This window comes from Hymenobacter glaciei, assembly GCF_039539585.1.
GTDB classification, from domain to species: domain Bacteria; phylum Bacteroidota; class Bacteroidia; order Cytophagales; family Hymenobacteraceae; genus Hymenobacter; species Hymenobacter glaciei.
Genome location: NZ_BAABDK010000025.1, coordinates 357,242 through 377,410, shown reverse-complemented (window position 1 = coordinate 377,410; position 20,169 = coordinate 357,242). Strand labels below are relative to the sequence as shown.

Annotated in this window: 16 protein-coding genes; 4 read left to right on the top strand and 12 right to left on the bottom strand. The window is 63.5% G+C overall.

From position 1 onward, the window contains the following. Positions 1 to 432: 432 nt before the first annotated feature. Positions 433 to 2,814 (bottom strand): ribonucleoside-diphosphate reductase subunit alpha, encoded by a 2,382-nt coding sequence (locus ABD837_RS16990; protein ID WP_345056843.1) that lies wholly within the window; start codon positions 2,812 to 2,814, stop codon positions 433 to 435. Between the two features lie 676 nt (positions 2,815 to 3,490). Between ABD837_RS16990 and ABD837_RS16985 the strand changes: the two genes are divergently transcribed. Beyond that, a complete protein-coding gene (locus ABD837_RS16985) occupies positions 3,491 to 5,275 on the top strand; it encodes a hypothetical protein (RefSeq protein ID WP_345056841.1) in 1,785 nt (594 codons plus the stop codon). A gap of 92 nt (positions 5,276 to 5,367) precedes the next feature. Here the strand turns inward: ABD837_RS16985 and ABD837_RS16980 are convergent, their stop codons facing one another. Continuing rightward, positions 5,368 to 6,327, bottom strand: a complete 960-nt coding sequence (locus ABD837_RS16980; RefSeq protein ID WP_345056839.1) for a ribonucleoside-diphosphate reductase small subunit — start codon at positions 6,325 to 6,327, stop codon at positions 5,368 to 5,370. Between the two features lie 508 nt (positions 6,328 to 6,835). Here ABD837_RS16980 and rplU point away from each other — a divergent pair. Both rplU and rpmA read left to right on the top strand, forming a co-directional pair. After that, complete coding sequence (gene rplU, locus ABD837_RS16975) at positions 6,836 to 7,141, top strand: 50S ribosomal protein L21 (protein WP_345056837.1); 306 nt, start codon at positions 6,836 to 6,838, stop codon at positions 7,139 to 7,141. 109 nt (positions 7,142 to 7,250) lie between these two features. After that, on the top strand, positions 7,251 to 7,526 hold the full coding sequence (gene rpmA, locus ABD837_RS16970; RefSeq protein WP_345056835.1) for a 50S ribosomal protein L27: 276 nt from the start codon (positions 7,251 to 7,253) through the stop codon (positions 7,524 to 7,526). Between the two features lie 66 nt (positions 7,527 to 7,592). On the opposite strand, the gene ABD837_RS16965 is transcribed toward rpmA, so the two are convergent. From ABD837_RS16965 to bioB, 10 genes are all read right to left on the bottom strand, one after another. Further along, positions 7,593 to 8,366: a cyclase family protein gene (locus ABD837_RS16965; protein WP_345056833.1), complete on the bottom strand. Its 774-nt coding sequence runs from the start codon at positions 8,364 to 8,366 to the stop codon at positions 7,593 to 7,595. Between the two features lie 58 nt (positions 8,367 to 8,424). After that, a complete protein-coding gene (locus ABD837_RS16960; protein WP_345056831.1) occupies positions 8,425 to 9,177 on the bottom strand; it encodes a hypothetical protein in 753 nt (250 codons plus the stop codon). A gap of 126 nt (positions 9,178 to 9,303) precedes the next feature. After that, complete coding sequence (locus ABD837_RS16955; RefSeq protein ID WP_345056829.1) at positions 9,304 to 9,963, bottom strand: alpha/beta hydrolase; 660 nt, start codon at positions 9,961 to 9,963, stop codon at positions 9,304 to 9,306. Positions 9,964 to 9,971: 8 nt separating this feature from the next. After that, positions 9,972 to 10,394, bottom strand: a complete 423-nt coding sequence (locus ABD837_RS16950; RefSeq protein WP_345056827.1) for a hypothetical protein — start codon at positions 10,392 to 10,394, stop codon at positions 9,972 to 9,974. Then, positions 10,391 to 11,539 carry a radical SAM family heme chaperone HemW gene (gene hemW / locus ABD837_RS16945; RefSeq protein ID WP_345056825.1) on the bottom strand — a complete coding sequence of 383 codons (1,149 nt, stop codon included), beginning with the start codon at positions 11,537 to 11,539 and terminating at the stop codon, positions 10,391 to 10,393. Before hemW ends, ABD837_RS16950 begins: the two co-directional genes overlap by 4 nt. A 520-nt stretch (positions 11,540 to 12,059) precedes the next feature. Further along, a complete protein-coding gene (locus ABD837_RS16940; protein ID WP_345056823.1) occupies positions 12,060 to 13,262 on the bottom strand; it encodes a beta-ketoacyl synthase N-terminal-like domain-containing protein in 1,203 nt (400 codons plus the stop codon). Next, positions 13,249 to 14,568 carry an adenosylmethionine--8-amino-7-oxononanoate transaminase gene (bioA, locus tag ABD837_RS16935; protein WP_345056821.1) on the bottom strand — a complete coding sequence of 440 codons (1,320 nt, stop codon included), beginning with the start codon at positions 14,566 to 14,568 and terminating at the stop codon, positions 13,249 to 13,251. Before bioA ends, ABD837_RS16940 begins: the two co-directional genes overlap by 14 nt. 277 nt (positions 14,569 to 14,845) lie before the next feature. Further along, positions 14,846 to 15,463: a dethiobiotin synthase gene (bioD, locus tag ABD837_RS16930; RefSeq protein ID WP_345056819.1), complete on the bottom strand. Its 618-nt coding sequence runs from the start codon at positions 15,461 to 15,463 to the stop codon at positions 14,846 to 14,848. A 190-nt stretch (positions 15,464 to 15,653) separates the two neighbouring features. Further along, entirely contained in the window at positions 15,654 to 16,799 is a 1,146-nt protein-coding gene (locus ABD837_RS16925; protein WP_345056817.1) for an aminotransferase class I/II-fold pyridoxal phosphate-dependent enzyme, read from the bottom strand. Between the two features lie 10 nt (positions 16,800 to 16,809). Then, the gene (gene bioB / locus ABD837_RS16920; RefSeq protein ID WP_345056815.1) at positions 16,810 to 17,811 is read right to left on the bottom strand and encodes a biotin synthase BioB; all 1,002 of its coding nucleotides are present in this window, start codon (positions 17,809 to 17,811) and stop codon (positions 16,810 to 16,812) included. 308 nt (positions 17,812 to 18,119) lie between these two features. Here bioB and ABD837_RS16915 point away from each other — a divergent pair, with 308 nt between their 5' ends. Beyond that, the gene (locus ABD837_RS16915) at positions 18,120 to 19,994 is read left to right on the top strand and encodes a BamA/OMP85 family outer membrane protein (protein WP_345056813.1); all 1,875 of its coding nucleotides are present in this window, start codon (positions 18,120 to 18,122) and stop codon (positions 19,992 to 19,994) included. The last annotated feature ends 175 nt before the right edge of the window (positions 19,995 to 20,169 follow it).

Genomic DNA, 20,169 nt, shown 5'->3' with positions numbered 1-20,169 from the left:
AAATCCAGCGTGCAGGCCATCGAAAAGCGTATTTAAATCGGAAAAATACTGCGTAACATCAGTTAATATGCCAAGACTTGTTTTCAAAGTAGCTTGTATTCGTTCTTACCCCATATACTTCCATCCTTCCAAGGTCGAACTTCCCATTTTCAGGGCTTGGAACAAAGTTTTCCGAGCCTATGCCTTGAAATGTGCTCATTCTCCCACAAGCTGGACAGAAAGCATCTATTATTCCATTAAAGTTGAGTAGATGGAATAGGTAGAAACATGTTGGCGCATCGGACTCAATCTTGAACTTGCTGTAAAGTGGAAAGTCAAGAAAGAGTGTTGAATATTCTGGCAGATTTGATTCCGTTTCCATTCGTTAAAAATTAAGGCCGCATTTCTTTTGATGAAATGCGGCCTTATTAGCACTTATATTTTTCGATTCCCTTACGACCCGCAGGCCTCGCAGCCTTCCGGGTTATCCAGCGAGCAGCTCATGTCGGATTGGTTTTGCTCCACCAGGGCCATGGGCTCCAGGGTTTCGGCGGCTTGCTTTTCCACCGTGAACTTGATGGCATCGGCGGCGGCTTTGGTGCGCAGGTAGTACATGCCGGTTTTCAGGCCGCGCTTCCAGCTGTGGAAGTGCATGCTGGTGAGCTTGCCGAAGTTCACGTTTTGCACGTGCAGGTTCAGGCTCTGGCTCTGGCAGATGTAGGCCCCGCGGTCGGCGGCCTGGTCGATGATGCGGCGCTGCGAAATCTCCCACACCGTCTTGTACAGGTCCTTGATGTGCTGCGGGATGCGGGCAATGCCCTGCACCGAGCCGTTGGCCGCGATGATTTCCTGCTTCATGCCGTCGTTCCAGAGGCCCAGGGCCACCAGGTCCTTCAGCAGGTGCTTGTTCACCACCATAAACTCGCCGCTGAGCACGCGCCGCACGTAAATGTTGCTCGTGTAGGGCTCAAACGACTCGTTGTTGCCCAGAATCTGGGCGGTGCTGGCCGTGGGCATGGGCGCCACCAGCAGCGAGTTGCGGGCCCCGTGCTTCACCACCTCGGCGCGCAGGCTCTCCCAGTCCCAGCGGCCCGAGTCGGGCACCACGTTCCAGAGGTCGAACTGAAACTTGCCCTGGCTCAGGGGCGAGCCGGGGAAGGTTTCGTAGGGCCCGTCCTTGATGGCGAGGTCCTTCGACGCCGTCATGGCCGCGAAGTAGATGGTTTCGAAGATGTCCTTGTTCAGGCCCGAAGCTTCGTCGCTCTCGAAGGGCATGCGCAGGGCAATGAACGTATCGGCCAGCCCCTGCACGCCCAGCCCGATGGGGCGGTGGCGGAAGTTCGACTTCTGCGTTTCGGGCACCGGGTAGTAGTTCACGTCAATCACCTTGTTTAGGTTCAGCGTGGCCTGGTAGGTCACCTCGTACAGCTTGGCGTGGTCGAAGGTGACGTTGCCCTTGGCGTCGGTCACGAGGTAGCGGGGCAGCGCCAGCGAGGCCAGGTTGCACACCGCGATTTCGTCCTTGTCGGTGTACTCAATAATCTCGGTGCACAGGTTCGAGCTCTTAATCGTGCCCAGGTTCTGCTGGTTCGACTTGCCGTTGGCCGCGTCCTTGAACAGCATGTAGGGCGTGCCCGTCTCGGTCTGGCTTTCCAGGATGGCGAACCACAGCTCCTGCGCCTTGATGGTGCGGCGGCCGCGGCCCTCCTTCTCATACTTCAGGTAAAGCTTTTCGAACTCGGGGCCCCAGCTGTTCTCCATGCCGGGGCACTCGTGCGGGCACATCAGGGTCCAGTCGCCGTTGTCCTCCACGCGCTTCATGAACAAGTCAGGCGTCCAGAGGGCATAAAACAGGTCGCGGGCGCGCATCTCCTCCTTGCCGTGGTTCTTCTTCAAATCCAGAAACTCGAAAATATCGGCGTGCCAGGGCTCCAGGTAAATGGCGAACGCGCCCTTGCGCTTCCCGCCGCCCTGGTCCACGTAGCGGGCCGTGTCGTTGAACACCTTGAGCATGGGCACCAGCCCGTTCGAGTTGCCATTGGTCCCCTTGATGTAGGAGCCCGTGGCCCGCACGTTGCTCACCGAAAGGCCAATGCCGCCGGCCGACTGCGAAATCAGCGCGCAGTTCTTCAGCGTGTCATAAATGCCGTCAATCGAGTCGTCCTTCATCGTGAGCAGGAAGCAGCTCGACATCTGCGGCTTCGGCGTACCGGCGTTGAACAGCGTCGGCGTGGCGTGGGTGAACCACCGCTCACTCAGTAGGTTGTAGGTTTTGATAACCGAGTCAATGTCATCCTTGTGGATGCCCACCGACACGCGCATCAGCATGTGCTGGGGCCGCTCTACCACCTTGCCCTCCAGGCGCAGCAAGTAGCTCCGCTCCAGCGTCTTGAAGCCGAAGAAGTCGTAGTTGTAGTCCCGGTCGTAGATAATGGCCGAGTCCAGGGTGTGGGCATTCTTATGAATCACCTCCCACACATCGGTGGCCAGCAGCGAGGCGTTGTCGCCATTCTTGGGGTCCTCGTAGGTGTACAGCCGCTTCATCGTGCTGCTGAAGGACTTCGAAGTCACCTTGTGCAGGTTGCTCACCGCGATACGGGCCGCCAGAATGGCGTAGTCCGGGTGCTTGGTGGTGAGCGAGGCAGCGGTTTCAGCGGCGAGGTTGTCGAGCTCCACGGTCGTCACGCCGTCGTAGATGCCGTCAATCACCTTCATGGCCACGGCAATCGGCGACACGAAATCCATGTGCAGGCCGTAGCACAGTTTTTCAATGCGTGCCGTGACTTTGTCAAACTTCACGGATTCGCGGCGGCCGTCGCGTTTAATTACTAGCATACCAGTGGTGTTTGGTTGGGGGTTTTTGCTTATAGAAAGTAGCCGGCACGGACGGGGTCCGGTGGCAAGTCGTTCATTCAGTTGTGAAAGGGCACTTGAGCCGGTAGTGCTTGGTAGAGCCGGCGCAGTATTCAATCCCGGAAATTACCGCCTGGGTTTGGGGAGGGCAAGGAAAAAATACAGAAGTTTTCCACAGACCGCCTAAACGGAACGCCTAGCCACTTTTTGCCAAGCCCGGCTGCTGAATTAAGCATAGCCAATAAAAAATATTGTTATAAGCGGGTCGGCTGAGAGGTCTGGTTCTGCTCGGGATGTGCCTGAATTCCCCACCTAACAGCTCAGCACCTCCCCCCAGAAATAAGGCGAACGGCCCTCAGCAGACTGTTGCCAGTGCATTAGAAGCAGCGCAGTTGCGCGCATTTCTGAAGTTCCGCCGCGCCTGGTGGCCAGCGGTTGGCCGTCCCGGGTGGTGTGGCTTGTCCGGGCTGGCAGGGTAGTATCACGCTTACCTCGATACTCTGGGCGATGTTATTCCGCACCAGTACCGGAATGTTAGGCTGGTAGACGGCCGGTACCACGCTGGGCCTTGCGCCCGCCACCTTATCCCGCCAAACCCGTTACCCTGCTTATGCAGACTACTCTTTGGCCGCGCCCCAGGCCTCTCTCCACCTTGCTAATGGGGCTTGCCGCCGCGCTGGTGGCCATGTGCGGCTGGGCGCTGCGCCGCGGGTTCGACATCACCGACGAAGGGTTTCACCTGCTCAACTACGCCTACCCGGCCGAGTACAGTTCCAGCTTCAGCAGCTTTCATCTGCTCATCAGCCAGGTGCTGCCCGCGCAGCAAGTGTCGGTGGTGGGCTACCGGGCCGCCAGCTTGCTCATGGCGTTGTTTTCGGCCTCGGTTTTCAGTTGGGCGTTTCGGCGCTGGAGCGCGGCGCGGTTCGGGGCGGCGCTGCCGGTGGCTTGGGTATGGCCGCTGTTCATCATCTGCAGCCTGGTGCAGTACGCGGTGTTTCCGCGCACCATCAACTACAACACCCTCAACTCGCTGGCCATTGCCATCTTCGGGAGTGCCGTGCTCAACTACCTCGCCGCGCCCGGCCGCCGGGCCCTGGCGCTGCTGGGGCTGGGCGGCCTCGTTATGGGCCTCGACGGCTTCGTGAAACTCAGTTCCAGCGCGGCCGCACTGGGCAGCGGGGCGCTGGTGTTGGTGCTGAGTGCCCCCGGGGGCTTCGGGCGGCCAGCAGCCCGGCACTCGCTGTTGGTCCTGGGGGCGGGCGCACTGCTGGCCATCGGCGGGTTTGGGTTGTTCGTGAAGCCCCTGCCGGCGTGGTACCACGACTTTCACCACGAAACCGAGGTTCTGCTCAGCACGTCCTACAACAGTGGCCTGCTGGCGCGCTACGTGCGCGATGCCTTCCCCACCATTCAAACGCTGCTCTTCCCGTTTGGCGCGGTGGCCGCCGTAGCGGGCGCCTGGGTGTACTACCGGGGCCGGGGCCTCAACCGGCTGGGGCAGCACCTGGCAGTGGTGGCGGGCGTGGCCTTGGTGCTGGGGCTGGAAGGGTACCGCACCGGCCTGTACAAAAACACGCACTTCAACGGCCACCGGTCGGCCAGCTGGCCCCTGGGCTGCCTGCTGGTGGGCGCGGCTATGCTGGTGGCGGCCCGGCAGCGCTACGTTGGTCCCCTGTGGCTGCGGGGCAACTGGCGGCCCTGGCTGGTGCCGCTGTGGCTGCTGGTCCTGCCGCTGGCGGCGGCAGTTGGCACCGGCAACAATATTTTCATCAACGTGCAGCTCGAGGAGATGTACTGGCTGGCCGCCCTGCTGGTGCTCTACCAGTCGCTACCGGCCCCCGTGCAGCCGCTGCGCGCGGTGCGACTGGCGCTGGTGGCGCTGCCGGCCCTGGTGCTGGCCGAGCAAACCGCCTACGGCTTGCTTTGGAAGCCCTATTTGCAGGTCGAAAACATGTTTCAGCAGCAAACCCCGCTCACGGTGGGGCCGCCGCCGCACCCCACGCGGCTGCTGGTCGATGCACCCTCGGCCCGCTACCTGCAAGCGCTTCGGGCGGCCCTGCACCGGGCCGGCTTCCGGCCCGGCGGCCCTCTGCTGGCGCTCTACGACGCCCCGGGCCTCGTGTATGCCGTGGGAGGCGTTTCGCCGGGCAACGCCTGGTATTTCAGCGGCATCGACACCCGTAACTCCGACGCCTTGGCCAAAACCCACCTCGACCTCGGCCGGGCCTTCTTGCTGGTCAACGAAAAGCCCGGTGCCGGGCTCTTTGCGAGCCTGGCCGCCCGCGGCCTGCACTTTCCCGCCGACTACCAACTGGTCCATCAAGCCATCAGCCCGTACAGCCGCAGCCCGTACCAGTGGCGCAGCCAGCAAGATACGCTGCAGGTTTATGCCCCGCGGCCGCGCGCCGGCAGCTTTCGGGCTCCGCCTACGCCAGTTGACTAAAGCAGGTCGGTGCCAACGGCCACCGCAAAAAAAACTCCCCGCAGCAAATGCTACGAGGAGTTAAGATAAAGCGCTTTACGAACAGCCGAGCTTTAGAAATCCTCGTCGAGCGAGAACACGTTGTCGTTGCGCTCGCTCATCACGCCGGCCTTCTGGTACTCGGCCACGCGCTTCTCGAAGAAGTTGGTTTTGCCCTGCACCGAAATCATCTCCATGAAGTCGAAGGGGTTGGTGGCGTTGTAAATTTTGCCGCAGCCCAGCGACACCAGCAGGCGGTCGGCCACAAACTCGATGTACTGGGCCATCGTCTTGGCGTTCATCCCAATCAGGCTCACCGGCAGCGCATCGGTCACAAACTCCTGCTCGATGCGCACGGCGTCGGCAATGATGTCCTGCACGCGCTGGGGGTCGAGCTTGTTCTGCAGGTAGCTGTAGAGCAGGCAGGCGAAATCGCAGTGCAGGCCCTCATCGCGCGAAATCAATTCGTTCGAGAACGTGAGGCCGGGCATCAGGCCGCGCTTCTTCAGCCAGAAAATGCTGCAGAACGAGCCCGAGAAGAAGATGCCCTCCACGGCTGCAAAGGCGATGAGGCGTTCGGCGAAATTCTCCGAGTTAATCCACTTCAGGGCCCACTCCCCTTTTTTCTGCACGGCGGGCACCGTTTCGAGGGCGTTGAAGAGGTAGTCCTTCTCCTTGGGGTCTTTGATGTAAGTATCAATCAGCAGCGAATAGGTCTCACTGTGAATGTTTTCCATCATAATCTGGAAGCCGTAGAAGCAGCGCGCCTCGGGCATCTGCACCTCCTGCATGAAGTTCACGGCCAGGTTCTCGTTCACGATGCCATCGGAGGCCGCGAAGAAAGCCAGCACGTGCTTAATGAAGTGCCGCTCGTTGTCGTTCAGGTTGTTCCAGTCCTTCTGGTCCTGGCTCAGGTCGATTTCCTCGGCCGTCCAGAACGAAGCCTGCGACTTCTTGTAGTACTGCCACACCTCATCGTTCTGGATGGGGAAGAGGACGAAGCGGTTGGGGTTTTCGGCGAGAAGCGGTTCCATGGGCGGAGAGGGAGTTAATGGCGGTTTTCGGCTGGAATGGTGACCGGCTAACCTCGGCCCGTAGGCAGATGTTTGGCCCGGCCACGCAAAAAGCGGTTGGCGTTTCAACTTCAAATATAGCCCCGTGCCCAAGGCCGATTGCCACCGGACTTAGCTTTTTTGTTCAGTATTTTTTAGCTAAGCCCCGGTTTTTTTTGAGTAGAAATCGTCCGATTCTCATCAATTTTGCCAATGATGGGGCGGGGCAAAGGGCACTCAAAATCAGTCATTTTGCCGCAGTTATCCACATTTGAACTGTGGATAAATCGACTTGTCCCCAAACTCGTCCGCTTTTCGCCCGATTTGCCGAGTTTTTTAACCCGAGCTTAATGTGGGCTTCATCCGGCGCCAGGGGCTTTTAGCGCCGTGATGCGTGGACAGCCAATGACGATTAACCACTTATGGTTTGGATTTCCAAAAGCAAAGTCGTACTTTTGCCTTCCCATTTCAGAAAAACCCGCGAAAGCTGATGTACGCAATTGTTAACATAGCTGGCCAGCAGACCAAGGTTGAGGCCAACAAATTCGTTTACGCTCACAAACTGGCCGGCAACGTTGGCGACACCGTTCAACTGGGCAACGCCCTGCTGACCGATGACAACGGCACCCTCACCATCGGCGCTCCCGAGCTGAACATCGCCGTAACCGGCACCATCGTCGCCCATGTAAAAGGCGATAAAGTTCTGGTCTTCAAGAAGAAGCGCCGTAAGGGCTACCAGAAAATGAACGGCCACCGCCAGTCGTTCACCAAAGTAATGATTAACAGCATCGGCTAGTTTAGTTGCTGGTTGTTAGTTGTCAGTTGTTCGCTTAGGTAGCAAACACTGTTTTTCAACTAAGGACCTGACAACTAACAACTGACAACTAACAACTGATAAGAATACCATGGCTCACAAGAAAGGTGTCGGCTCATCCAACAACGGCCGCGAATCGCATTCGAAACGTCTCGGCGTTAAAATCTTCGGCGGCCAGGCTCTGGTAGCCGGCAACATCATCGTGCGTCAGCGCGGTACCAAGCACCACCCCGGCGAGAACGTGGGCATGGGCAAGGACCACACGCTGTTCGCGCTCGTTGATGGCGAAGTAGTGTTCCGCAAAGGCCGCAAAGACCGTTCGGTTGTAACGGTACTGGCCCGCGAGGTAGTTTCGGTTCCGGCCTAGTTACCAACCGGTTGATAGTAAAAAGGGCTGCTCTTATCGGGCAGCCCTTTTCGCGTTTGGGTTAGTCTACTCCACGCTGGTGAGGCGGTAGAGAACGGGCTTGCTGGGGCTAGCATCGAGTTCCAGGCTGGTAATCTGCAGGTTGAGCAGGTAGAGGCCATCCGCTACTTCGTTGGGCACGAAGATGAGTTCGGTGATGGTGGCCTCGCGGCGGGGCTGGGCGGGGTACTGCCAAAAGGCATGGTGGGCCAGCAGCTGGCCGGCATCTTCCTCGCGGTCAACACTGGGCAGGTCGAGCAGAAAGTGCTGGATGTTGTATTCGGCTAAATATTCCGCCAGGGCGGGCTCGATGTAGGTGGGGTTGGTGCCGGAGTATTGGCGGTGGCGCTTGGCTGCCTCGTTGGGCAGCGTACGCAGCACCAGGGCCTCGGGCAGGGCGCGGTCGGGCTGAGCCATGATGGCGGCCTGCACGTCGGCCAACAGCACTACGTGGTCGCCGTTGGCTTGAGGCCGTGGGGCCACGCTTACCACGCGGGCCACAAACAGAAAGCGGCGCAGGCATTGGTTGAGCGTAATCGCGGGGTCGGTCGAAATGTGGCCGTAGCACTCGGTGTGCGTGCCGTTGCCGTGGGGCGTGACGTGGATGCGCTGGTAATTGGTGCTGCCGCCCAGGGCCACGCTGCCCACAAAGCTGCCCACCCGAATGGTATCAAACTGCACGGGCTCGGCCCAAAAGCAGTTCACCTGGTCGGGGCCGGGCGCCAGCGGCAGGGAAATATCGAGCGGTGCGGCCGGGTCGTAAGAGTAGGTGCGGCCGGCAAAGGGATAGGTAGGAAGCATAAAATGATTTACAATTGAAAAGCTGAGAAGAAGGACCTTGGCACTACTTGGAGGTAGCTCACATCAAGTTTGCCTGCAATACCTCATATGCATGGCTAAGCTCAGTTAACGATTTGTCATCTAGCGCTGCGTCGCAAAGGATGTGGTGCTCCAATTGCTGAGCCAGCTGTTGTAAAACGAATGATTCGCTTAGCCAAGCCGCAACGGCGGCGTTGATGTGAGGCTCGGAAAAAGGGTTCTGTAGTCTGTGCTGGCCAGCCTGGCGGAAACGAACGTCGTGCAGCAGAAAATCGCTGATGTGCAGAGCGCTGCTTTGGCTGCGCGCGGAGGCCCAGGCGGCTAGCAGCGCGGCAACATCGAAACGGCCTAGTCCAAACATGATGAGCAGTTCGGTGAGCGAGGTACTATTCGGCAGGGGATACTGGCCGAGGCATTCTGCGAAAAACGCCTCCGCGAAGTTTTGCAACAAGGCTCGCTCCGAAGCTGGCCATTCAGTGGAACGATGCAGCTCCAAACGGCTGAAGGTTATCTCGGTGGAATGGACTGGAAACTCGAACTGCGCAACCAGCTCCAGAAGCCGGGGCAAAAAGTGTTTCAGCTCTAGATGTTCGCGTCTGGAGCCAGAATGGGCGGAGGAAAAGTAACCTGCGTCCAGTGTAGCGGCCGAAATGGTCCGGAGTGGGGTCCGTAACAACTCCTGTTCCTCGGCGTCGCTCACGCAACAGGCCTTGCACACATCTAACGTAGGGCCTACCGTGTACGGCGCAAACATCTCATAAGCCGCGCTGATAATCTCTTGAAGCTTCGACATCGTGCAAGTTGCGAAAAGAGAAGACGACTTGTTGCAGCCTGCTTGTGCTACCAGGGGCAGGTTGAGGCAGGCGCTCGTAAATGTCTGACACGCACACGCCGACCAGTAGCCCCACAAGCCAGTAGCTCATGCCGTTTCCGGCGCCCCGAGTTGAGTGAGAATACGGCTGATGTCGGCGGCGCGGCTGATAATAATCAAGTGGCCACCGGGCAGCCGGTACTGGCTGTGAGCCGCCCCGTTGGGCAGCAGGCGGTCATGGGTACCATGAATGCGAATGGCGGCCGTATCCGGTCGGCCTCGCCATTGCAGCAGGCTGGCAATGGCCCAGCGGGTGAAAACCGGGTCGGTATCACGCAAAATCTGACCGAGCAACTGGCGGTCACGGGCGGTTTTTACGCCAAAAAACCAGTTGGCCAGCCCGGGCAAAAGCGGCAATACCTGCGGTGGCAGCAGCCGGTAGAGGCCGGTGGCGCGGGCCAGGCGGCCCAGCCAGGGCAGCTCGCGCGGCCCGGCAAAGCTGGAAATGAGCACCACCCGGGCCAGTGGGCGCACCTGCGCCACTTCCAGGGCCAGCACGCCGCCGAACGACACGCCCACCAGCCAGCAGGGCTGGCCGGGTGGTACGGCCTCGGCGAGGCGGGCGGCGTAGTGGGGCAGCGCCTCGGCGGGCGTTTGCGGGGGCAGCCACTTCAGCACGTGGCTGTGGCCGGGCAGATGCAAAAACTGGAATACCCGCTCATCGGCTCCGAGGCCGGGGATGAGGTAGAACAGGGGTGGGGCAGCCACCACAATCGCTAGGTATCGAGGCGCACGAACACGCCTTCGAGGTAGAAGATGTTGTGCGGCTGCGGGTCGTCGTCTTCGCCCTCGCCCTCCTCGGGCACGGGGTAGGTAACGGACAGCTTGAGGGCCACGCTGGGCAGGGGCACGGGCGGGCGGTCGTCGGAGTTGTACTCGAGCAGGGCGGGCCAGTCGGCGGTAGCCAGGGCATCAGCTACTTCTTCCTGGAGGGCTTCGGCGCGGGTGTGGGCCAGCGAGAGCAGCGTATCGAGGGCCTTGAAGGGCAGAGCGAGGTGGAAGAAGTGGGTGTCGCGGTCGAAGTGCGTGGTGGCCCACACGGTCACGTCGTCGGTGTTGTCGAAGACGATGGCCACGACGTGAATCTGCTCGACGAAGAAGTCGGCGTCGTCGGCAATGCTGTCGCTCAGGAGTTTCATTCGGCTACGGCAGGGGGTTGGAACAGCTCCAGCGTAATGTGGTCGGCCAGCAGCTTGCCGGCGTCGGTCAAGGTAAGCACTTCGCCGCTGATAGTGGCCCAGCCGTTGCTTTCCAGCTCGGCCAGGTAGGCGGCGCGGTGGGCCAGCAGGTCGAGGCCGTGGTGGGTGCGCAGGTGGGCCAGGTCGCAGCCGCGCGCGGTGCGCAGCGTAGTAAGCAGGTACTCGTTGGCCCGGTCGGTGGCGGTGAGCTCATCGACAGTCACGGGCACTTCGCCGCGCTCGAGCACCGCCGCCACGTACTGCGGGTTGTTGGCCAGGGTGAAGAGGCGGTGGCGGCCGTCGTAGCTATGGGCGCTGGGGCCGAGGCCCAGGTAGGGCACCCCGCGCCAGTAGTTGCTGTTGTGGCGGCTCTCGCGGCCGGGCTGGCAGAAGTTGCTGATTTCGTACTGCGTATAGCCGTGGGTGCGCATGGCGGCCAGCAGCATCTCGAACTGCGTGGCCACAAACTCGTCGGGTGCGGGCCGGAACGTGCCTTTCTGCAATCGGTGTCCGAAAGCGGTGCCCGGCTCGATGGTGAGGGCGTAGGCCGACACGTGCGGCACGCCCAGCGCGAAAGCGTTGGCCAGGTCGGCTTCCCAGATGTGGTGGCCGGGCGCGGGCACCCCGTAAATCAAGTCGATGGAAATATTCTCGAAGCCCGCCGCCTGGGCGCGGCGCACGGCCGTGGTCGACTCTTCGGCGGTATGGGCGCGGTTCATTAGCCGCAGGTGGGGCTCGTAGAAGCTTTGCAGCCCGATGCTGAGGCGGTTGATGCCAGCGGCGCGCAGCTCCTCAAGCTTGGCGGCACTCAGGTCGTCCGGGTTGGCTTCGAGGGTGATTTCGGCTTGTGGCGAAACTGCGAAATGCCGGTAAATGCCGGCGAAAATCAGGGCCAACTCTTCAGCCGTGAGCAGCGAGGGCGTGCCGCCGCCGAAGTAGATGGTTTCGAGCGTAGTATCGGCGGGCAGGTAAGCGCGGCGCAGCTCCAACTCGCGCACAATGGCGTCGACTAACCGGCTTTTCAGCCCCAGCGAAGTGCTGAAGTGGAAGTCGCAGTAGTGGCAGGCCTGCTTGCAGAACGGAATGTGGAGATAGAGGCCGGCCATGAGAGTTTGCAGAAGTCTGCTTCCGGAATGAAGGAAGACGAAGGAGCCTACAAGCCCCTCAGGGCCCCACCCGCCGCACGCACAAAGGTAGGGGCGTGACGCCCGCCTCGCTTCCCTCCAACGCCCGGTGCGGAGGAAGTGCTCATCCGAAAACCCACATGGCTTCCTACAACAGTTTTCTGGTTGGCATACCAGTAGCCTATGTAGGGTGCGGGGCTTGTCCCCGCCCGTCGTTGAACGATTATCGCCAGACAGCGGGCGGGGACAAGCCCCGCACCCTACATCAGTCGGCCCCGCGACTTCTCTGGCTTTTATCCAACTTCACCTACATCAACAAGAGGCATTACCCGAAGGAACTCCGAACAAAGTATAGAGGAAGTCTAGAGGGAGTATAGAGACAGTACGAAGGCACTTTATCCTCACCTGGTAGGAGAGTGCTATTCAGCTCCCGCGTAGGCCTTGACCAAAAAGGCCCGGCCAATCCAGGCGTGCCCGGCCACTCTGCATCTGCACTCGGCTTTTATTCCAGTGTGAGCAGGGCGCTGGCGGCGTTGCCGCCAAAGCCGGCCGCGTTCACCAGCACGCGGCGGAGCGGGCGGGCGGGCGCGGCCGACAGGTCGGTGCCGGGGGGCGGGGCGGGCCAGGTTTGGGTGAGGAGCAGGTGGCAGGCAAAGTCGAGGCTGAGGGCAGCCGAGGCGCCCAACGTGTGGCCCAGCAGCCACTTGTTGGAGGTGAGGGCCGGCACTTCGGCTCCGAACACGGCGCGCAGGGCGCGGCGCTCGGCGGCATCGCCGGCGGGCGTGCCGGGGCTGTGCAGCACCACGGCGTCGACGGCGGCGGGCGGGCAGTCGGCCTGCGCCAGGGCGGCGCGCATGGCCACCTGGAAATGCTCGCCCCCGGCCGACAAGCCGGTTTTGCTGTTCAGCGCTTCGAAGCCGAAGCCTATGCCCGCCAGGCAGCAGAGCGGCGGTGCATCGGGACGAGCGGCCAGCTCGGCCCGGCGGGTGGCGCGGGACAGGCGCTCGAGGGCAAACACCGCCGCGCCCTCACCCAGCACGAACGTGGAGGGCCGGCCCGCCCCCGGCCGGCACGGCAAGTCGTCGGCCGCGAAGGGCGAGTAGATGCCCAGGGCCTGCATCTGGGCCAGGGTGAAGGGCGTGAGCGGGGCCTCGGTGCCGCCGGCCAGAAACCGCTCGGCCATGCCGGCCCGCAGCCAAGCCACGGCGTTGCCCAGCGCTTGCAGCGCGCTGCTGCAGGTGCTGGAGTGGCTGAGGGCGGCCGCCCCTTCGGCCCCGGCATCGAAGGCCACCCAGCTGGCCACGTTGCCCAGCGTGGTGAGCGGCGAGGCGACCACGGCCGTGGTGCCCGTCGCCAGAAACTCGGCGTGGTGGCGCTCCAGCCGCTCGGTGGCCCCGCGCGACGAGCCCAGGCTGACAGCCAGCGGCCCGCCAGGGGCCCAGCCGGCCTCGGCGCGGGCCTGGCGGGCGGCCAGCACGGCCAGCAGTACCGTGCGGTCGAGCTGACGGAAGGCGGGCTGGGCCTGGCGCAGCTCGCCCACGGCCGCTTCGAGGGCGGGGGGCAGGGCCCCCACGGCCAGCGTGCCCGCCCCGTGTGGCCGGTTGCGGAAGCCAGGCAGGCCGGCCACGTACGCCCTCGGGGCCGCGCCCAGCGCACTGACGCGGCCCCGGCCCCGCACCACAATCAGGTCGTCAAATGCGGGCATCGGGGGCGGGGTTGAGGGCCAGCTGACGCATGGCGCGCAGGGTGTCGTGCAGGAGGGCCAGCTCGGCGGGGGTGGTGCAGTAAGGCGGCATCAGGTACACCACGTTGCCGAGGGGGCGCAGCACCACGCGGCGGGCCAGGGCCAGGGCGTAGAGCTGGTCGCGCAGGCTGCTGAAGTAGGAGGTGCCGGCCGCCTGCTCGAACTCGACGGCCAGCACCGTGCCGAGGTGACGCACGGCCCGGACGCCAGGCTGGCCAGCCAGCTCGGCAGCCACGGCCGCGTGGGCGGCGGCGAGGTCGGCGCGCTGTTGGGTGCATGCGGGGGCGAGGGTCAGCTCTAGGCTGGCCAGGGCCGCCGCGCAGGCCACCGGGTTGGCGGTGTAGGAGTGGCCGTGGAACAGGGTTTTCAGGCGGTCGTTGCTCAGGAAAGCATCGAAAATGGCGGCCGTGCAGGTCGTAACGCCCAGCGCCATCGTGCCGCCGGTGAGGCCTTTTGACAGGCACATGATGTCGGGGAGTCGGCTGAGCTGGCTGCTGGCGAACAGCAGGCCGGTGCGGCCGAAGCCGGTCATCACCTCGTCGGCAATGCAGAGCAGGCCGGCGGCCCGGCAGCGGCGCAGCAGCTCGTCGAGTACTGCGGGGGTGTAGGTAATCATGCCGGCCGTGCCCAGCAGCAGGGGCTCGAAGATGAAGCCGGCCAGGTCGGGGCGGCCCAGCAGCGCGTCGAGCTGGGCCAGCACTTCGACCTCGCGCCCCGGCACTGGCACATCGATAAACGCCACGTCGAAAAGCAGCGGCGCGAACGGAGCCGTGAAAGCCCCGCGCCCGCTCACCGACATGGCGCCGAAGGTGTCGCCGTGGTAGGAGTCGCGGAAGCAGATAAAGGTGCGCCGTTCGGGCTGGCCCTGGTTGTGGAAGTATTGCAGCACCATCTTCAGGGCCACCTCCACCGCCGTCGAGCCGTTGTCGGAATAAAACACCCGCGCCTGTCCGGCCGGCAGCACGGCCAGCAGCTGCTCGGCCAGCTCCACGGCCGTCGGGTGCGTGAAGCCGGCAAAAAGCACGTGTTCCAGGGTGCGCAGCTGCTCGCTCACGCGCTGCGCGATGTGCGGATGGGAGTGCCCGTGCAGGTTCACCCACCACGACGAGATGCCGTCGAGGTAGCGCGTGCCGTCGTCGGCAATCAGCCAGCTGCCCTCGCCGCGCACGATGGCCACGGGCAGCGGGGCCGTCTGCATCTGGGTGTAGGGGTGCCAAAGCACGGCCTGGTCGCGCTCAGCGAGGGTAGGTTGGGTTTGAAGAGGCATGGGGTTAAGCTAGAAAGTCGGGTGGTAGAGGGGCCGGGAGGGTGCCCATTCAGCACGTCATGCAGCGCATTATGCGCATCAGGCAGAGACGAAGCATCTCGCGTGGGTAAGTAGTCAGGCAAAAGTAATCTGGTCATCGCCCGGCCCGGTCCGACCGCCCTAGGCGGTCCGACCGGTTATCGTCCGGGCCAAACCGGTGGTGCTTCAACCGGTCGGACCGCCTAGGGCGGTCGGACCGGGCCGATACCGAATCACTGCGGCGTACCTTTTTAGTAACTCAACCCAGCCAGGCCCGGTACGTGGCCGCGTAGCGCCGAACGGTGGCGGGCGAAACCTCCGCTTCGGGCAGCAGCGGGGGCAGCACGGGTGCATTGGCGTAGCGGCTCAGCAGCTGCTCGTTGGCCGGGGCGGGCTCGCCGTTGAACACGAGGCCGCGCACGGCGATGCCGCGCGTGCGCAGGGCTTCGAGGGTGAGCAGCGTGTGGTTGAGGCTGCCCAGGTAGTGGCGCGACACCACCACCACGGCCAGCTGCCAGGCGGGCAGCAGGTCGGCCAGCAGCAGGTCGGGGGCCAGGGGCACGAGCAGGCCGCCGGCGCCCTCTACCACCAGGTGGTTGGCAGTGAGCGGCAGGGCGAAATCCTCGGCGCGCAGCTGTATGCCCTCGGCGGCGGCGGCGGTGTGGGGCGAGGCGGGCAGGCGCAGGCGGTAGCGCTCGGGCCAGAAGCAGCTGGCGGGGTTGCCCACCAGCCCGCGCACGGTTTCGGTATCGGTCGTGGGCTCCAGGCCAGCCTGCACTGGCTTCCAGTAGTCGGCGCCCAAGGCTTCGACCAGGATGGCCGCCACCAGCGTCTTGCCCACGTCAGTGCCAATGCCGGTTACAAAAAGTCGTTCCATAAGCTGCTGTTGAGGCATGAGGGGCATGGAGTGGTTGGGCGGTAAAGCCAATGAAGGAGGCTACTGAACGTCATGCTGAACGCAGTGAAGCATCTCTACCGCTTCGTTGGATGTAATAGATTACTTGCGCGGTAGAGATGCTTCACTGCGTTCAGCATGACGGGCTGATTGATTTTGCATGAACTACTGCTTATTGGCTAAGCGCGCCCGCCAGCGCGGCGGCCAGTCCGTCGATTTCTTCCTTGGTATTGAAGGCGTGCACGATGAGGCGCAGGCGCTCGGTGCCGGCCGGCACCGTGGGGGCCACAATGGCCCGGCCGTCGAACCCGGCGGCTTGCAGCGCGGCGGCCAGGCGGCGCACTGCGGCCGGGTTGGCAGCATCGGCCGGGCCGGTCAGGAACACCGGATGCACCACGTGGCTGTCGGCGGGTACGCGCAGGCCAGGTAGGGCGTTCAGGGTTTCTTTCAGATAAGCAGAGTTGGCCAGCAGGGCGGCGCGCTCGGCGTGCAGGGCGGGCAGCAGGGCGTAGGCCGCTGCCAGGCCCGCCACGGCCAGGGGCGGTAGGGCCGTGGTGTAGATGAAGGCGCGGCTGAAATTGACCAAGTAGTCGCGCAGCACGGCCGACCCCAGCACTGCCGCGCCCTGGCTGCCCAGCGCCTTGCCAAACGTGACGATGCGCGCGAACACCGCGCTTTCCAGCCCCAGGGCCACCGTCAGCCCCTCGCCCATCGGGCCGTAGAGGCCGTTGGAGTGGGCCTCGTCGACCACCAGGTGCAGGCCGCGCACCCGGCACAGGGCCGCCAGCTCGGCCAGGGGGGCCTGGTCGCCGTCCATCGAATAAAGGGCTTCGACGGCCACGAACACCGCGCCGGTGGCGCGGTCGGCCTTGCGGGCCAGGTCGGCCAGGTCGTGGTGGCGGAAGCTCCAGGCCGTGGCGTGGCTGGCCCGGATGCCCTCCTTCACCGAGGCGTGGCTGGCGCTGTCGTAAAGTATGGTGTCGCCACGCCGGGGCACGGTGGCGAAGAAGCCCAGGTTGGCCACGTAGCCCGAGTTGAAGAGCAGCGCCGCTTCGGCCCGGTGGAAGTCCGCCAGCCGCGCCTCCAGCGCCTCGGCTGCCACCGAGTTGCCGGTGAGCAGGCGGCTGCCGGTGCTGCCGGCCCCCTCGGCCGCCTGCTGAGCCGCCCGCACGGCCGGGTGCCGGCTCAGGCCCAGGTAGTCGTTTGAGCTGAAATCGACCAGGCCGGCCGGTGGGCGGGGCAGCACGCGCCGCGTGCCGGCCGCCGTCCGCTGAGCCAATTCGGCCGCCAGCCGCTGGGCCAGTGATGAAGCCTGCATCCGGCCGCGCCTATGCCTCCACCGCCGCCGAGGTGAGCACCGTAGCGCCTTCGGGGGCATGCTTGAACGACTTGCGCGCCGTGAGGCCCAGCAGGGCAAACATCTGCTGGTCTTCGTCGAAGCCGGGGTTGGGCGTGGTCAGCAATTTCTCGCCGCTGAAGATGGAGTTGGCCCCGGCCAGGAAGCACAGTGCCTGCTCGGTCACGGGCATTTCCTGCCGGCCAGCCGAGAGGCGCACCATCGTGGTGGGCATCAGGATGCGGGCCGTGGCAATCATGCGCAGCATTTCCCATACGCTCACGCGGGGCTGCTCGGCCAGCGGTGTGCCGGCCACTGGCACCAGCGCGTTCACGGGCACCGATTCGGGGTGGGCGGGCAGGGTGGCCAGCGTGTGCAGCATGGCCACGCGGTCGACGTCGGTTTCGCCCAGCCCGATGATGCCGCCGCTGCACACCGACAAGCCGGCTTTGCGCACGTGCTCCAGGGTGTTCAGGCGGTCGTCGTAGGTGCGGGTCGTGATGATTTCGCCGTAGTGCTCGGCGCTGGTGTCGAGGTTGTGGTTGTAGGCGTGCAGGCCGGCCTGCTTGAGGCGCTCGGCCTGGTACTCGTTCAGCATGCCCAGGGTGCAGCACACTTCCAGGCCCAGGCCATTCACCTGCTCCACCATGTGCAGCACGCGGTCGAAGTCGCGGTTGTCGCGAATCTCGCGCCAGGCCGCGCCCATGCAGAAGCGGGTGCTGCCGGCTTCCTGCGCGCGGCGGGCTGCCGCCAGCACTTCGGCATCGGGCAGCAGCTTGTGGGCCGATACGCCCGTGTGGTAGCGGGCGGCCTGGGGGCAGTAAGCACAATCTTCGGGGCAGCCGCCGGTTTTCACGCTCAGCAGGGTGCACACCTGTACTTCGCCGGTGGTTTGGTGCTGCTGGTGCACGGCGGCGGCCTGCGTCACAAGTTGCAGCACGGGCTGATGATAAAGGGCCGTTACTTCGGCCAGCGTCCAGTCGGTTCGCAGCATAGCGGAGGTGGGATGAGTCGGAAACATAGCAGAGGACGTGAAAAAGGGCCGCCAGCCCGCGCCAGCAGCCCTCAAAGGTACTGGCGCAAGCCCAACCAGCCCAGCTTACCGGCCGCCTGGGCCCCATCGGGCGGACCACCTTGCCGCAGCAGCCTAAGCCAGAGTATACTGCGCCGCCGGCGCACTGGGGCCAGGCGACGCGGGGCCGAGCGGGACCGACCGCCGGATTCGTGCGCGGCAACCAGAAGTTTGCGCTCCGCTGCCCACCTTCGGGAAATGAAATGCCGGTTTTCGCGTTGTGCCCCTGAATGACCAGATTTCTGCGCCGTATTGGGGTGTTGTTGCTACTGCTGCCGCTGCTCAGGCTGGCCGTGCCGGCTGCTTGCGCCCAAACACCTGGCCTCGACCCCACCGCGCCCAACCAGCCCGGCCTGGCCTCCCCACCGCTGCCGCCGCGCCCGGCTGCGCCCGCCGCGCTAGCCACCAGCCCGCGCAGCCAGGCCCACCTGCGCGTGCTGCTGCTTGATGCTGAAGCCACTGACCGCCCGCTGCTGCGCCGCTACAAGCTGCGCGCCACCGTGCCCGACTCGTTGAGTGCGCTGCGGGCCGTGCGCGAACTGGTGCTGGGCCTGCAAAGTGATTCCTATCTCACGGCCTCGGCCGACGAGCTGCGCTGGACGCGCGATACTGTGCGGGTGCGGCTGTACATGGGCGAACAGTTTCGGTGGGCCTACCTGCACAACGGCAACCTCGGCGACGGCCTACTGACGCGCGCTGGCTACCGCGAGAAGTTCTTTCGCGGTACGCCCTTCGTGCCCGCCGACTGGGTGCGGCTGCAGGAGCGCATCCTCACCGAGGCCGAAAACCAGGGCTTCCCGTTTGCCACCGTCGGGCTCGATTCCATACACCTCGATGGAAACGCCATTGCCGGACGCGTGGTGCTGAAGCGCGGCCGGGCCATTGTGTTCGACTCGCTGCAGATTGTGGGCAACACCAAAACCAAGAAGCGCTTTCTCACCAAATACCTGCAGTTGTTTCCCGGCCAGCCCTTCAGCCAGCAGCGCGTGGATGCCGCCGCCCAGCTGCTGCGCCAGCTGCCCTACGTGAAGCTGCGCGCCGAACCCGAAGTGCGCTTTGCCCTGGGCCGGGCCCGGGTATACCTGCTGCTCGACGAGCGACCCAGCAACCAGTTCGATGCTATCGTGGGCATCCTGCCCAATGCCAACGCCAGCCAAACGGGAGTGCAGTTTACCGGCGACGTCACCATCAACCTGCGCAACATCAAGGGCGGCGGCAAGCAGGTGGGGCTGCAATGGCGCAAAACCGATGCCCTGTCGCAGCTGCTCGACCTGCAGTACGTGCACCCCAATTTCTTCGGTACGCCCTTCGAAGTGGATGCCAGTTTCAACCTCTACAAGCAAACTGATGCCTTCCTCACCCTGCGCCCCCGCGTGCAGGTGAGCTACCCCACCGCGCGGGCGGGCCGGGTCAGCTTCTTCTTCGAGCAGCGCAGCTCCTACCTGCTCTACGATAGCATTACTTACGCCAACCTGAGTCAGCTGCCCGAAAACATCGACTCGCAGTTTAATTCCTACGGGCTGAACTATACCTGGAACAGCCTTGATGACCTGTACTTCCCGCACCGCGGCTACCTATTCACGGGCCAGGGCGCCGTAGGCACCAAAACCATCGCCCGCAACTCCAGCATCAAGGATGAGTTTTACAACGGCATTGGCCTGCGCTCCACGCAGTACGCCTTCAGCCTGCGGGCCGAGCGCTACTTCCCGGTACAGAAGGTTGGCGTGCTGTTGCTACGCCTGCGCGGCGAAAGCCTGCAAAACCAGCAGCTGTTCACCAACGACCTGTACCGGCTGGGCGGGCTGAATTCGCTGCGCGGCTTCAACGAGAACCAATTCTACACCAGCACCTACGCCGTGGCCACGGCCGAATTCCGGCAATTCATTGGGCCCGATTCCTACGCCTTCCTGTTTGCCGACCAGGCGTATCTGCGCCGCGACCTGGCCAACGCCACCGCCAACGAGCCCACTGGCCTCGGGGCCGGCCTCAGCTTCCGAACGCCGGCGGGGCTGTTTCAGTTTGTGTACTCGGTGGGCCGGGCCAACGGGCAGGGCTTCGATGTGAAATCGTCGAAAATACACTTCGGCCTGACCAGCCGGTTTTAGCTGCCAGCATTCTCGCAACCCACGTTTCCATAGCACGCAGCCTTTGCTGCGTTGCGGGTGCGGCAACTGCAAACCGGGCGCAATATCCCACAACGAGGCTTCGCAAATTTCCCTCGCTACCGCCATATCGTCCGCATTTTCGGGAACCAAAAAGAACTCCCGCCACTGTGGCGGA

Bases quoted from the DNA above. Each gene is read 5' to 3' on its own strand.
- ABD837_RS16940 (WP_345056823.1), bottom strand. From the start codon at position 13,262: ATGCCCGCATTTGACGACCTGATTGTGGTGCGGGGCCGGGGCCGCGTC.
- rplU (WP_345056837.1), top strand. From the start codon at position 6,836: ATGTACGCAATTGTTAACATAGCTGGCCAGCAGACCAAGGTTGAGGCC.
- ABD837_RS16980 (WP_345056839.1), bottom strand. From the start codon at position 6,327: ATGGAACCGCTTCTCGCCGAAAACCCCAACCGCTTCGTCCTCTTCCCC.
- ABD837_RS16985 (WP_345056841.1), top strand. From the start codon at position 3,491: ATGGGGCTTGCCGCCGCGCTGGTGGCCATGTGCGGCTGGGCGCTGCGC.
- bioA (WP_345056821.1), bottom strand. From the start codon at position 14,568: ATGCCTCTTCAAACCCAACCTACCCTCGCTGAGCGCGACCAGGCCGTG.
- ABD837_RS16960 (WP_345056831.1), bottom strand. From the start codon at position 9,177: ATGTCGAAGCTTCAAGAGATTATCAGCGCGGCTTATGAGATGTTTGCG.
- ABD837_RS16915 (WP_345056813.1), top strand. From the start codon at position 18,120: ATGACCAGATTTCTGCGCCGTATTGGGGTGTTGTTGCTACTGCTGCCG.
- ABD837_RS16965 (WP_345056833.1), bottom strand. From the start codon at position 8,366: ATGCTTCCTACCTATCCCTTTGCCGGCCGCACCTACTCTTACGACCCG.
- ABD837_RS16925 (WP_345056817.1), bottom strand. From the start codon at position 16,799: ATGCAGGCTTCATCACTGGCCCAGCGGCTGGCGGCCGAATTGGCTCAG.
- bioD (WP_345056819.1), bottom strand. From the start codon at position 15,463: ATGGAACGACTTTTTGTAACCGGCATTGGCACTGACGTGGGCAAGACG.
- ABD837_RS16950 (WP_345056827.1), bottom strand. From the start codon at position 10,394: ATGAAACTCCTGAGCGACAGCATTGCCGACGACGCCGACTTCTTCGTC.
- rpmA (WP_345056835.1), top strand. From the start codon at position 7,251: ATGGCTCACAAGAAAGGTGTCGGCTCATCCAACAACGGCCGCGAATCG.
- hemW (WP_345056825.1), bottom strand. From the start codon at position 11,539: ATGGCCGGCCTCTATCTCCACATTCCGTTCTGCAAGCAGGCCTGCCAC.
- bioB (WP_345056815.1), bottom strand. From the start codon at position 17,811: ATGCTGCGAACCGACTGGACGCTGGCCGAAGTAACGGCCCTTTATCAT.
- ABD837_RS16990 (WP_345056843.1), bottom strand. From the start codon at position 2,814: ATGCTAGTAATTAAACGCGACGGCCGCCGCGAATCCGTGAAGTTTGAC.